This window comes from Micromonospora sp. NPDC048839 (assembly GCF_040649915.1).
Lineage (GTDB): Bacteria > Actinomycetota > Actinomycetes > Mycobacteriales > Micromonosporaceae > Micromonospora.
Genome location: NZ_JBEZGL010000021.1, coordinates 123,497 through 136,512, shown reverse-complemented (window position 1 = coordinate 136,512; position 13,016 = coordinate 123,497). Strand labels below are relative to the sequence as shown.

The 13,016-nt window shown below is 72.5% G+C and carries 12 protein-coding genes and 1 pseudogene; 9 read left to right on the top strand and 4 right to left on the bottom strand.

Translation table 11 applies throughout. The annotated features are described in order from the left end of the window. Positions 1–769 (bottom strand): annotated as a pseudogene (locus AB0C25_RS30295) (hypothetical protein); the annotation flags it as partial. Positions 770–848: 79 nt separating this feature from the next. On the opposite strand from AB0C25_RS30295, the gene fdxA reads away from it, so the two are divergent. From fdxA to AB0C25_RS30270, 5 genes are all read left to right on the top strand, one after another. Further along, on the top strand, positions 849–1,175 hold the full coding sequence (gene fdxA / locus AB0C25_RS30290; RefSeq protein WP_091422126.1) for a ferredoxin: 327 nt from the start codon (positions 849–851) through the stop codon (positions 1,173–1,175). After that, on the top strand, positions 1,172–2,281 hold the full coding sequence (gene dapC / locus AB0C25_RS30285; RefSeq protein WP_357377615.1) for a succinyldiaminopimelate transaminase: 1,110 nt from the start codon (positions 1,172–1,174) through the stop codon (positions 2,279–2,281). The genes fdxA and dapC overlap by 4 nt, the downstream gene beginning before the upstream one ends. A gap of 199 nt (positions 2,282–2,480) precedes the next feature. Continuing rightward, positions 2,481–3,494, top strand: a complete 1,014-nt coding sequence (locus AB0C25_RS30280) for a prephenate dehydrogenase/arogenate dehydrogenase family protein (protein WP_357377599.1) — start codon at positions 2,481–2,483, stop codon at positions 3,492–3,494. Positions 3,495–3,504: 10 nt separating this feature from the next. Next, the gene (locus AB0C25_RS30275) at positions 3,505–4,155 is read left to right on the top strand and encodes an SIMPL domain-containing protein (RefSeq protein ID WP_357377597.1); all 651 of its coding nucleotides are present in this window, start codon (positions 3,505–3,507) and stop codon (positions 4,153–4,155) included. Then, complete coding sequence (locus tag AB0C25_RS30270) at positions 4,155–4,802, top strand: nucleoside/nucleotide kinase family protein (RefSeq protein ID WP_357377595.1); 648 nt, start codon at positions 4,155–4,157, stop codon at positions 4,800–4,802. The genes AB0C25_RS30275 and AB0C25_RS30270 overlap by 1 nt, the downstream gene beginning before the upstream one ends. 72 nt (positions 4,803–4,874) lie before the next feature. Here AB0C25_RS30270 and AB0C25_RS30265 read toward each other — a convergent pair whose 3' ends face one another. After that, positions 4,875–5,432 (bottom strand): sugar O-acetyltransferase, encoded by a 558-nt coding sequence (locus AB0C25_RS30265; protein WP_357377593.1) that lies wholly within the window; start codon positions 5,430–5,432, stop codon positions 4,875–4,877. A gap of 103 nt (positions 5,433–5,535) precedes the next feature. On the opposite strand from AB0C25_RS30265, the gene AB0C25_RS30260 reads away from it, so the two are divergent. Further along, the gene (locus AB0C25_RS30260) at positions 5,536–8,937 is read left to right on the top strand and encodes a S8 family serine peptidase (RefSeq protein WP_357377591.1); all 3,402 of its coding nucleotides are present in this window, start codon (positions 5,536–5,538) and stop codon (positions 8,935–8,937) included. Between the two features lie 51 nt (positions 8,938–8,988). On the opposite strand, the gene dapD is transcribed toward AB0C25_RS30260, so the two are convergent. Next, positions 8,989–9,948, bottom strand: coding sequence for a 2,3,4,5-tetrahydropyridine-2,6-dicarboxylate N-succinyltransferase (gene dapD / locus AB0C25_RS30255; RefSeq protein ID WP_357246795.1), 960 nt, complete (start codon positions 9,946–9,948; stop codon positions 8,989–8,991). A gap of 78 nt (positions 9,949–10,026) precedes the next feature. On the opposite strand from dapD, the gene dapE reads away from it, so the two are divergent. Further along, positions 10,027–11,100, top strand: a complete 1,074-nt coding sequence (dapE, locus tag AB0C25_RS30250) for a succinyl-diaminopimelate desuccinylase (protein WP_357377588.1) — start codon at positions 10,027–10,029, stop codon at positions 11,098–11,100. A 21-nt stretch (positions 11,101–11,121) separates the two neighbouring features. Here dapE and AB0C25_RS30245 read toward each other — a convergent pair whose 3' ends face one another. After that, positions 11,122–11,292 (bottom strand): hypothetical protein, encoded by a 171-nt coding sequence (locus AB0C25_RS30245; RefSeq protein ID WP_357377586.1) that lies wholly within the window; start codon positions 11,290–11,292, stop codon positions 11,122–11,124. Between the two features lie 153 nt (positions 11,293–11,445). On the opposite strand from AB0C25_RS30245, the gene AB0C25_RS30240 reads away from it, so the two are divergent. Next, positions 11,446–12,312: a TIGR00730 family Rossman fold protein gene (locus AB0C25_RS30240; RefSeq protein WP_357377584.1), complete on the top strand. Its 867-nt coding sequence runs from the start codon at positions 11,446–11,448 to the stop codon at positions 12,310–12,312. Next, the gene (locus tag AB0C25_RS30235) at positions 12,312–12,857 is read left to right on the top strand and encodes a TIGR00730 family Rossman fold protein (RefSeq protein ID WP_357377582.1); all 546 of its coding nucleotides are present in this window, start codon (positions 12,312–12,314) and stop codon (positions 12,855–12,857) included. The genes AB0C25_RS30240 and AB0C25_RS30235 overlap by 1 nt, the downstream gene beginning before the upstream one ends. The last annotated feature ends 159 nt before the right edge of the window (positions 12,858–13,016 follow it).

Here is a 13,016-nt window from a genome sequence, read left to right as displayed (position 1 = left end):
CGCCGGCGTGCCCGTCTGCGCCGGCGTGCCCGTCTGCGCCGGCGTGCCCGTCTGCGCCGGCGTGCCCGTCTGCGCCGGCGTGCCCGTCTGCGCCGCCTTGCCCGTCGGCGGTGGCCGTGTCGGCCTGCCCGTCGGCCGTGTCGGCCTGAGCGTCGGCCATGTCGGCCTGCGCGTCGGCCTGCCCGTCGATGATGGGCTGCCCGGTGGTGGTGGATCGGGCAGCCGATGCGGTGCCGGGCGGTCGTAGCGGGAGCGGCGTGGTCTGCACCAGGACCGGCGGGCGGGCGGCCCAGCCGCGGGCGTCCAACTCGGCGCCGACCGGGGCGGCGAGGGGCAGCGGCGTGTTGATGATCGGTGGTTGGCCCTGTTCGGCGTACCAGCGTTCGACCGCGTCCACGGCGGCGGGCAGCGGTCGGTCGGGGTCGCCGATCGGCAGCGCCGAGTTGGCCCGTCCGCTCCAGCCGTCCGCCGAGCGGAGCAGCCAGTCGCCGAGTTGGCCTCGCGTCGGTGCTGGCCAGGCCTCGTCGGCGGCCCGTTCCAACGCCACGACCGCCGCGGCGGTTGGCCGGCGGGTGGGCGGCACCCGCTTGGCGCGGTGGACCTGCGCGACCGGGACGCGCAGATGGCCCTGTGCGGTGGAGAGCGTGAGATGAGTCTCGCTCAGCTCGACCAACTCGCCGAGGGCGTCGGAGAAGAGCGGTCGGCCCTCGCGAATCCCCACAATCCGGCGGACTACGATTCGGTATCCCACATCCTGCTGTCGGAGCACGATCGACCCCCTCCCCGGCGAGATACTAGGCTCTTAGCGTCGCGGGTGATCGCGGCGTGTCTTGCGGAGGAGAAGACCGGTGACCTACATCATCGCCGAGCCGTGCGTGGATGTGCTCGACAAGGCATGCATCGAGGAATGCCCGGTCGACTGCATTTACGAGGGCAATCGGATGCTCTACATCCACCCCGACGAGTGCGTCGACTGTGGTGCCTGTGAGCCGGTCTGCCCGGTGGAGGCGATCTTCTACGAGGACGACGTCCCGGAGCAGTGGAAGGACTACACGGGCGCCAACTACGAGTTCTTCGAGGAGCTGGGCTCGCCCGGCGGTGCCTCGAAGATCGGCAAGGTGGAGAAGGACGCCACCTTCGTCGCCGCGCAGCCACCGCGCGGCGAGGGCCACTGAACCGGCCCGCGCCGGTCTCGTCGCGGCTGCCCGAGTTCACCTGGGACACCCTGGATGCCGCGGCCACTCTGGCCGCGGCCCATCCGGAGGGCCTGATCAACCTCTCGATGGGTACGCCTGTCGACCCGGTGCCCGAGGTGATCCGCCAGGCGTTGGCTGACGCGTCCGATGCTCCCGGTTACCCGCTGACCGCCGGCACGCCGGCGTTGCGGGCCGCGATCGCGGCGTGGGTGTCCCGAGCCTGTGGCGCCGGCGTCGACGGTCTCGGTGTGCTGCCGACCATCGGCTCGAAGGAGATGGTGGCCTGGCTGCCCACGCTGCTCGGCATCGGCCCGGGTGACGTGGTGGTGGTGCCGTCGATCGCGTACCCCACCTACGAGGACGGCGCCCGGTTGGCCGGCGCGACGGTCGTCCGCACGGACTCGCTCACCGCGGTCGGGCCGACCTCGCGGGTCCGGCTGGTCTGGGTCAACTCGCCCGGCAACCCGACCGGTCGGGTGCTGCCCGCGGCGCACCTGCGCAAGGTGGTCGACTGGGCTCGGGAACGCGGTGCGGTGGTCGCCAGCGACGAGTGCTACCTGCCGCTCGGCTGGTCGGCCGAGCCGGTCTCGGTGCTGTCGCCGCAGGTCAGCGGTGGCAGCTATGCCGGGCTTCTCGCCCTGCACTCGTTGTCCAAGCGATCCAATCTCGCCGGCTACCGGGCCGGGTTCGTCGCCGGTGATCCAGCGCTCGTCGCCGAGCTGCTGAAGGTGCGCAAGCACGCGGGGATGATCGTGCCCGCGCCGGTGCAGGCGGCCATGGTGGCCGCCCTGGACGACGAGCGACACGCCGAGGAGCAGCGGGAGCGCTATCGAGCACGGCGGGAGAAACTGGCCGCCGCGTTCACCGGCGCCGGGTTCACCGTCGAGCACTCCGAGGCAGGTCTCTACCTCTGGCTCACCCGAGGTGAGGACTGCTGGCAGACCGTCGACTGGCTGGCGCGGCGCGGCATCCTGGTCGCCGCCGGCGTCTTCTACGGTCCCGGCGGCCAGCAGCACGTGCGGGCGGCGCTGACCGAGTCCGACGAGCACATCGCTGCCGTCGCGGCCCGCCTCGCCCAGGTCTGACCGGTACGTCCGGGCGAGCCGGTGGGGTCGACGCCCACCTCGGCCAGGCGGGCCGGTGATCCCGTTCGTCGCGTGGCGCGACGAAGCGATGGCCGCCGAGGACTGACCGGCGTCCGCGCCGGCCCCGGACGATATCCTCGGCCCGACTGGTCGGGGTCGTGTCGGCCCCACACCCCAGCGGGAACGTCGAGGTGCGCGGATGGTGGACAGCCCCGGTGTGCGGGCGGCGGTGGTCGGCACCGGCCTGATCGGTGGTTCGGTGCTGCTCCGACTGCATGCCGCAGGCGTCGACGTGACCGGGTGGGATCCGGACGAGGGCACCCGGCGGGAGGCCCGCCGGATGGGCGTACCCGCTCCGGATCGGCTGGTCGAGGCGGTGGCCGACCGGGACGTGGTCTTCCTCTGTGGGCCGCTGCCGACCCTGCCGGCGACACTCGTCGAGGTGGCCGCGATGACCGGTGAGCGTTGTGTGCTGACCGACGTGGGCAGTACCAAGGCGGAGGTGGCGGCGTTCGCCGCCACACGCGGGCTGATGCACCGGTTCGTGCCCGGCCACCCGATGGCCGGCACCGACCGGGCGGGCTTGACCGCGGCGGGGCCGGAGCTGCTCACCGGCGCCGCCTGGGTGCTCTGTCCCACCGCTGGGCCGGCCACGACCGCGTTCCGTTGGCTGGCCGAGCTGCTGGTGGACCTCTTCGCGGCCCAGGTGGTGCCGATGTCCGCGACGGAGCACGACTCGGTCGCCGCGCTCGCCTCACACGTGCCGCACCTGCTGGCCGGCGCGCTCGCCGGTGCGGTGCAGCGCGCCCCGCTGCGCGACGCGATCCTCGCGCTCGCCGCCGGCAGTTTCTCCGACGGCACCCGGGTCGCCGGCACCCCCGCCGGTCGGACCGCGAACATGCTGCTCGGCAACCGGGAGCGGGTGCTGCGCGAGCTGGCCGAGGTCACCGCGTTCCTGGACGACCTGACCGCCGCGCTGCGCGCCAGCGACGCACCGGCGCTCACGGCACGGTACGACGAGGCACGTGCCGCCCGCGCGGCGTTGCGCGAACGCCGGTTCGACGCGTACGACAGGCAGTTCCCGATCGGCGGTGACCACGCCGCGGAGGTGTCCTGGCTGCGCGAGCTGGGGGTGGCTGGCGGTCACCTGACGGGTCTGGACGTCGGCGTCGACACCGTCTCCTACACGGCGCGGCGGCCCGCGGCTGACTAGGCTGAGGGGCATGGCGGCGGACGGTCCGGTGGTGCAGGTGCGCGGCGAGGCGTACCGGGAGGTGCCGCCCGAGCTGGCCCGGTTCGCGGTCACCGCGACCGCGCGGGACCGGGATCGGGAGACGACCCTGACCCGGCTGGCCGAGCGTGCCGCTGCCGTCCGGGTGCTGCTGGACGGCTCCGGGCCGGCGGTGGCGCGGCGGGAGACCGGCGATCTGCGGGTGCGGCCGGAGACCCGTCGCTCCGGCGAACGGGTGGTCGCCTGGCACGGCAGCGTGACCACCACGGTCACCGTCACCGACTTCACCGCCCTCGGCGAGTTGATGCTCCGGTTGGCTGACCAGGACCAGGTCGAGGTGGCCGGGCCGTGGTGGGAGCTTCGCCCGGACAGCCCCGCGCACCGCGAGGCCCGACACGCCGCGATCCGCGACGCGCTGGTACGCGCCCGGGAGTACGCCGAGGCGCTCGGTGCCCAGGTCACCTCGTTGCTCGAGTTGGCCGACGCCGGGCCGGCGGACCGGCCGATGTTCGCCCGCGCGGCGTTCGCCGGGGGTGGCGGCGCGGGTGGCGGTCCGCCGGAGCTGGAGTTGGACCCGCAGCCGCAGGCCGTCCAGGCGGCCGTGCAGGCGCGGTTCACGATCAGCGCGCCGGTCCTCGACTGATGCCACCGGCTCACGTGCTGTCGGTCGACGAGTTGGTGCGGCGCGCGCTGGCGCTGGCCGAGGCCGGCCCGCGGCAACTGCTGGGCATCGCCGGCGCGCCGGGCGCGGGGAAGTCCACGCTGGCTGAGCAGGTCGTGGCCGCGGTCGGGTCGGCGGCCAGACTGGTGCCGATGGACGGCTTCCACCTGGCGCAGTCCCAGCTGGTCCGGTTGGGCCGCGCGGACCGCAAGGGCGCGGCGGATACCTTCGACGCCAACGGGTTCGTCTCGTTGCTGCGCCGACTGCGTCGGTTGGAGCCCACCTCGGTGTACGCGCCGGAGTTTCGCCGCGAGTTGGAGGAGCCGGTGGCCGGGGCGATCGAGGTGCCGCCGTCGGTCCGGCTGGTGGTGACCGAGGGCAACTATCTGCTGCTGCCGGAGTTTCCGTGGCAGGAGGTGCGCGCGCTGTTGCACGAGACGTGGTTCCTCGACCTGGACGCCGACCTGCGCCATCGGCGGTTGACCGCCCGACACGAGGCGTTCGGGCGGTCACCGGAGCAGGCCCGAGAGTGGGCGCTGGGCAGTGACGAGGCCAATGCGGCCCGGATAACTCCGACCGCCGACCGAGCCGACCTGGTGGTCCGCCTGCCTGAGTCGCCGCCGGCCTGACCGGCGGGCTCGACGTCGGCGTGGTCTGCCCGCCCGAGCGGGTGGCGGCCGGTCCGGCCGGGGTCGGTGGGGTCAGTCCAGGTCACGGATGGGCCGGGCGGGGTTGCCGACGGCAACCACGTTGGCGGGCAGGTCCCGCGTCACCACCGCGCCTGCGCCGACGACGGTGTTCGCGCCGATCGACACTCCGGCCAGCACGATCGCGCCGCCGCCGAGCCAGACGTTGTCGCCGATGGTGATCGGCCTGGCGGCCTCCCACTTGTCCCGTCGCGGGCCGGGATCGACCGGATGGGTCGGGGTGAGCAACTGTACGTTCGGTCCGACCTGGACGTCCGCGCCGATGGTGATCCGCGCGACGTCGAGGAAGACGGCCTGGTAGTTGACGAAGCTGCGCGGGCCGATCCGGATCTGCCAGCCGTAGTCGCAGTAGAACGGTGGGCGGACCCAGGCGTCCTCGCCCACGTCGCCGAGCAGTTCGCGGAGCGCCCCCAGCCGCCCCTGCGGGTCCGTCGCGGGACTGGTGTTGAAGCGTTCCATCAGCCGGGCGGCCCGGTCCAGGTCGGCGATGAGTTCGGGATCGTCGGCGAGGTACGGCTCGCCGGCCAGCATCCGGTCCTTCATGGAGGTCACCCGGTCGATGATGCCCGCCGGCCCCGCTGCGGGTTGGCAGGTCCGTCATATTTTCGACCCCTTTTTTGCATACCCGGTATGTAATACTGACGGTGATCTATGCATGTCGCACAGTTACAAACGCTCCACCGAGGAGGATCCGTTGCACCGACGCAGCAGAACGACCACCGCCCTCACCGCCATCGCCGCCCTCGTACTGGGCACTCCGGCGATCGCCGTGGCCAGCCCACCGACCATCGCCCCCGACGCCGCCCCGCGTACCGCGACCGGCGCCCCCACCGCCACCGCCACCGCGAAGACGGTCACCCTGCTCACCGGAGACCGGGTCACCGTCACCGCGTCCGGGTCGGCCGCCGTCCGTCCCGGTCCCGACCGTGGTCACCTGCGCTTCCTCACCACCCGCGTCCGCGGTCACCTGACCGTGCTGCCGGAGGACGCCCTGCCGCTGGTCCGCGCCGGCCGGGTCGACCGGCGACTGTTCGACGTGACCGGGCTGATCGCCGCCGGATACGACGACGCCCGCCGGGACAACCTGCCGCTGCTGGTGGCGTACGGCGAGACCGGCTCCGCCCGGCGCGCCCCGGCCGCACTGCCCGGCACGCGGGTGACCCGCGACCTACCGGCGATTCACGGCGCCGCCCTGCACAGCGACAAGTCCTCCCTCGGCGCGGTCTGGGCGACTGTCGCCACCGGCCCCGCCAGGGCACGCATCGACGCGGCGGGGGGCGTCGAGCGGATCTGGCTGGACGGGCGTCGCCGGGTGACCCTCGACCACAGCGTGCCGCAGATCGGTGCGCCCGCAGCCTGGGCGGCCGGGTTCACCGGCGCTGGAGTGTCCGTCGCGGTGCTGGACACCGGCGTCGACGCGACCCACCCGGACCTGGCCGGCAAGGTTGCCGAGGCGCGCAACTTCACCGAGGCCGCCGACGCTCGGGACATGATCGGCCACGGCACCCACGTGGCCTCGACCATCGCCGGCACCGGCGCGGCCTCCGGCGGCAAGTACCGGGGTGTGGCACCGGACGCGACGCTGCTGGACGGCAAGGTCTGTGAGGACCAGGGCTGCACCGACTCGGCGATCCTCGCCGGCATGCAGTGGGCCGCGGTGGAGAAGAAGGCCGCCGTGGTCAACATGAGCCTCAGCGGGTGGGACACCCCCGAGGTCGACCCGCTGGAGGAGGCGGTGCAGACCCTGACCGCGCAGACCGGCACGCTGTTCGTCCTCGCCGCCGGCAACGACGGCTCGGACGGCTCGGTCGGCTCCCCGGCCAGCGCCGACGCCGGGCTCGCCGTGGGCGCGGTCGACCGTGACGACGATCTGGCCGAATTCTCCAGCCGGGGCCCGCGGGTCGGCGACGAGGCGCTGAAGCCGGACATCACCGGGCCCGGCGTCGACATCGTCGCCGCACGATCCGCCACCGGCGTCATCGGCGATCCGGTGGGGGACCGCTACGTCACCCTCTCCGGCACCTCGATGGCAACCCCGCACGTGGCCGGTTCGGCCGCGCTGCTGGCCCAGCAGCACCCCGGGTGGCGGGCCGACCGGCTCAAGGCCACCCTGATGGCCGCCGCCAAGCCGCACCCGGACCAGACCGCCTACCAGCAGGGCGCCGGGCGGGTCGACGTCGCGCACGCGATCACCCAGCAGATCACCAGCGACCCGGTGAGCGTCTCGTTCGGGCGTGCGCTCTGGCCGCACGCCGACGACGCCCCGATCACCCGCACGGTGACCTGGCGAAACGACGGTCCGGCCCCGGTCACCGTGGATCTGGGCGTCGAGGGTGCCGGCCCCGGCGGTCGCGCGCTGCCGGCCGGTCTGTTCGTGTTGGGCGCCAACCAACTCACCGTGCCGGCGGGCGGTACGGCTGCCACGACCGTCACCGCGGACACGCGGCTCGGCGACGCCGACGGCTACTGGACCGGGCGGATCGTGGCCCGGTCCGGGGCGGCGGTCGCGGTCACCCCGCTGGCCGTGCACCGGGAGGTGGAGAGCTACACGCTGACCGTGGAGCACCTGAACCGCGCCGGCGCGCGCACCGCTGACCATTCGAGCATCCTGGTCGGCTTGGACGGCTTCGCCTGGTGGGACCTCCAGGGTGCCGACGGAGTGTCCACCGTGCGACTGCCCAAGGGGCACTACGGCCTGAGCAGCCTCATCTTCGAGCCGGCACCGGACGGTGAGTCGGGTGGGGTGTCCGTACTGGCGCAGCCCGAACTGACCGTCGAACGGGACACCCGGCTCGTCGTGGACGCCCGCCGGGCCAAGGCGGTACGGACGACCATCCCCGAGCGGGGCGCCGCCCCGGAGCTGATCGACATCAGTGGCAACTTCACGGCCGACGACGGCAGTGGGTACGGCATCGGGCTCTGGGCGGACACGTTCACCGGCCTGACCACTGGCCAGCTCGGCAAGGCGGTCTCCGCCGACCGGTTCGTCGCCACCGTCAGCAGCCAGTGGACCAAGCCGGACACGGCCAACAGCCCGTACCTGTACGCGCTGGCCGAGGCGATCCCTGGCCGGATGCCCACCGGGTTCGTCCGCGACTACACCCGACGGGACCTGGCCACCGTCGTGCACCGCTTCCGCGGTGGCTACCCGGACCTGGAGGCCGAACGGACCGTGTACCCCGTCCTGGAGTACAACGTCGGCGGCTCCGCCCTGGTCCTGCCCACCGTCGTGCCCGGCCAGCGGGTCGAGCACTACAACACCAGGGGCGTGAAGTGGGAGACCGACATCTACTTCGGCACGCGGGACGAGGACGGCTGGTTGAACGCGCGGGCAGCGCTCTTCTCCACCGCCACCGCGTACCGGGCCGGGCGGACGGTGCAGGAGATCTGGAACCAGGCCCCGTACGCGCCGTCCTTCCCGAACCCGCGCTGGCCGCACCAGAGCGTCAGCCGGGTCGGCGACACCATCCTGGCCGACGTACCGATCTTCAGCGACGCGGCCGGGCACCCGGGCGCCTCACTGAGCGACAGTGAGCACCTCACGCTCTGGCGCAACGGCGAGCTGGTCGGCGAGAACGAGTACGCCGGCTACGGCGAGTTCACCGTGCCGCCGGGTAGGGCGGACTACCGCCTCGTCGCGTTCTCGAAGCGGAGCTTCACCGACCTGAGCACCGAGGTGCAATCCACCTGGACCTTCCGGTCGCGGCACGTCAGCGGTGACACGCCGGCCCGACTGCCGCTGTCGGCGGTGCGCTTCGCGCCGCCGTTGCGGCTCGACAACAGTGCACCGGCGGGTCAGGACTTCGTCGTTCCGGTGCGGGTGCAGCGGCAGCCCGGCGCGCCGGCCGCCCGGGTGCAGAAGCTCACTGTCGACGTCTCGTACGACGGCGGGAAGACCTGGGCCAAGGCGAAGCTGGTCCGCGTCTCCGCCAACGGCTGGTCGGCGCTGCTGCGGCATCCGGCGGGCACCGGTCACGTGTCGCTGCGGGCCACCGCCCGGGACACCGCGGGTAACACGGTGACGCAACGGATCATCCAGGCGTACCGGTTGCGCTGAGGCGTACCCCGTCGGGTCCGCGGCCGAGTGCCGCGGACCCGGCGGGTCCGGTCAGTTGTTGACGTGCAGGGCGGCGTTCAGCTCGATGCCCCGGCCGGTGCGGGGCCGGGCCTCCAGCCCGCCGGTCACCGAGTTGCGCCAGAACAGCAGGCCGTCGACGCCGGACAGCTCACGGGCCTTGACCACCCGGCCGTCGGGGAGGGTGATCTTCGACGCGGCGGTGATGTAGCAGCCGGCCTCGACCACGCAGTCGTCGCCGAGCGAGATCCCGACGCCGGCGTTCGCGCCGACCAGGCTCCGCTCACCGATGCTGATCTTGTCGGTGCCGCCGCCGGAGAGGGTGCCCATGATGGAGGCCCCACCGCCGATGTCGGAGCCGTCGCCGACCAGCACGCCCTGCACGATCCGCCCCTCGACCATGGAGGTGCCGACGGTGCCGGCGTTGAAGTTCACGAAGCCCTCGTGCATCACGGTGGTGCCGGCGGCCAGGTGCGCGCCCAGGCGGACCCGGTCGGCGTCGGCGATGCGCACCCCGGAGGGCACCACGTAGTCGGTCATCCGGGGGAACTTGTCGACCCCGTACACCGACAGGTGGCGACCGGCGGCCCGCTCGATCACCCGCAGCTCGTCCACCCGCTCCGGTGGGCACGGCCCGGCGGACGTCCACGCCACGTTCGCCAGCTTGGCGAAGATGCCGTCGAGGTTGAGCTGGTTGGGCCGCACCAGGCGGTGGGAGAGCAGGTGCAACCGGAGGTACGCGTCGGGAGCGTCCTTGATCGGGTCGTCGAGCGAGCCGATCACGGTGACCACCTGGACGGTACGCAGACCGGGCAGTGCCCGGTCACCGAGCGCCGCCGGCGGCAGGTCGAGCACGTCCGACTTGTCCTCCCCGGCGACCAGCGGCAGCTCACCGAGGCCCAGCTTGCCGGTCGGGTACCAGGTGTCGAGCACCTGCTCATCTGCCGTGACCGTGGCCAGGCCAATACCCCAGGCGGAATCTGCGGACGTCACTGTTACACCTCTCGGTCGCGGCCGGGTCGGCCTCAGCTCACTCCTCGCGCGGACAGACCTGAAGGTACCGTGCGAACCATGGAGAACCCGCTGACCCCCGAGGTCCTCGCCGATCCGGTACAGCTGACCCGCGCGCTGGTCGACATAGAGTCCGTGTCCCTGAACGAGAAGGCCATCGCCGACTGTGTCGAAGAGGTGCTGCGGGGCGTACCGCACCTGACCACCCACCGGCACGGCAACACCGTGATGGCGCGTACCGACCTCGGTCGGGCGCAGCGCGTCGTATTGGCCGGGCACCTCGACACCGTGCCGCTGAACAACAACTTCCCGTCGACGATGCGCGGCGACCTGATGTACGGCTGCGGCACCTCGGACATGAAGTCCGGCACCGCGTACGCGCTGCATCTGGCGGTGACCCTGCCCGAGCCGCGTTACGACGTGACGTACTTCTTCTACGAGGCCGAGGAGATCGAGTCGCGGTACAACGGGCTCAACCTGGTGGCCCAGGCGTACCCGGAGTGGCTGCAGGCGGACTTCGCGGTGCTGCTGGAGCCGACGTACGGCATCGTCGAGGCGGGTTGCCAGGGCACCATGCGCGCACTCGTGACGACGACGGGTGAGCGGGCGCACGCGGCGCGCTCCTGGCACGGGGTGAACGCCATCCACGCGGCCACCGAGGTGCTGCGGCGTCTCCAGACGTACGAGGCACGCCGGGTCACCATCGAGGGGTGCGACTACCGCGAGGGCATGAACGCGGTACGGATCATCGGCGGTGTCGCCGGCAACGTGATCCCCGACCGGTGCGAGATCGAGGTCAACTACCGGTACGCGCCGGATCGCGACCCGGCGGGTGCGGAGGCGCACCTGCGGGAGGTGTTCGCGGGCTTCGACCTGGTGGTGACCGACGCGGCGGCCGGTGCGGCCCCCGGGTTGGAGGCGGCTCCGGCGAAGGAGTTCCTGGCGGCGGTGGGCGCGGCGCCGATCGGCAAGCTGGGCTGGACGGACGTGGCCCGGTTCGCGGCCATGGGGATCCCGGCGCTGAACTTCGGCCCCGGCGACCCGAACCTGGCCCACCACAAGGACGAGCACGTCGAGATCAGCAAGATCCGCGACGGCGCGGCAACCCTGCACCGCTGGCTGGCCCCAGCCTGACCGGTGATCAAGAGGTTTGCGTCAGCCGGGCCCGTTGTCGGCGACGCAAACCTCCTGATCGGCTCCTGCGGGCGCGGTGGGGGAGACCAGGGGCGGGTCCTGCAGTCGGGTGCGGCGGCGTTCGGCCACCACGTCTCGGATCCGTCGCTGCATCTGGCGACGGATCCGGATCATCTCGCTGTTACTGATCACGCTGTCTCCTCCCCCGAAGGCGCGCGCCGGGCATACCCGGTATGTGAATAGTAAGACGTACGGGGGAGCGAATTAGTTGCCCATGATCCCGAACTATTTCTCGGCGTCCCCGCCCCGCACACCTGCGAGGTGCCGCTCCACTACGGTTGCCCCATGAGCCAGAGCAACAACGGGCGGGAGGCCGGTCGCGGTCCGGGGCAGGAGCGACACCGCGGAGCGGTCACGCTGCGCAGGGGGTCGATCCCGAGCAGCACCGCTGATCAACGGTTGTTGGATTCGCGTGGGCGGGGCGACTGGAAGACCAAGGACGCCTGGCGCGCGCTGCGCATCCTCTCCGAGTTCGTCGAAGGTTTCGACACCCTCGCCGATCTGCCGCCCGCGGTCAGCGTGTTCGGCTCCGCCCGCAGCGGCCCGGACAGCGCCGAGTGCCGGCTGGCCGAGCAGGTGGGCGGCGCGCTGGCCCGAGCCGGCTACGCGGTGATCACCGGGGGTGGGCCGGGAGTGATGGAGGCCGCCAACCGCGGCGCCAGCGAGGCCGGTGGCCTCTCCGTCGGGCTCGGCATCGAGCTGCCGTTCGAGCAGGGCCTCAACGAGTGGGTCGACCTGGCGATCGACTTCCGCTACTTCTTCGCCCGCAAGACCATGTTCGTCAAGTACGCACAGGCGTTCGTCGTGCTGCCCGGTGGGTTCGGCACCATGGACGAGCTGTTCGAGGCGCTCACCCTGGTGCAGACCGGCAAGGTCACCCGGTTCCCGGTGGTGCTCATGGGAGTCGACTACTGGCAGGGCCTGCTCAACTGGATGCGCGACACGATGGCCGCCGGTGGCAAGATCGGGCCGGTCGACCTGGACCTGATCTGTCTCACCGACGACGTCGGCGCCGCGGTGCGGTACATCGTCGAGGCGGAGGCCGCGCTCTCCGTCGAGCAGGAGGCGGTCCGCGACGAGGCGGTCGCGCGTACCGGTGCGGACCAGCAGGCCGCCGCCGCGCAGGCGGCCGACCAGCCACGGGACAGGTGATGGCCGCGATCTGCGTCTTCTGCGCGTCCTCCCGCACGCTGGACCAGCGCTGGTTGGACCTGGCCGCCGAGACCGGTGCGGAGCTGGCCCGGCGCGGCCACACGCTGGTCAGCGGCGGCGGCTGCGTCGGCATGATGGGCGCGCTGGCGGACGGCGCCCGCTCCGCCGGCGGGCGCACCCTGGGGGTGATCCCGCAGTCGCTTGTCGATCTGGAGGTCGCCGACCTGGCCTCGGACGAGCTGCTGGTGACCGACTCGATGGCCGGCCGCAAGACCCTGATGATCGACAAGTCGGACGCGTTCCTCACCCTGCCCGGCGGGCTGGGCACCCTGGACGAGCTGTTCGAGGTCTGGACGACCGCGACCCTCGCCCTGCACGCCAAGCCGATGGTGCTGATCGACACCGACGGGTTCTACCGCCCCCTGCTGGACTGGCTGGACAGCCTGACCAACCAGAACTTCCTCAGATCGGCAGGCCGCAACCTCCTGACGGTGACCACCACAGTCCCCGAAGCCCTGGACGCCCTAGAGTCCCGCCTAACCTGACCCACCCCACCCCCACCCCCACCCCCGCCCCGCCCGGCCCGCCCGGCCCGCCCGGCCCGCCCGGCCCCGGTGATCATGGAGTTGGCGGTGTCGTTGTCGGCGTGTCGCGCCGCTAACCTCATGATCGACGGGGGTGGATGGGGTGGGGTTGGGGCGGGC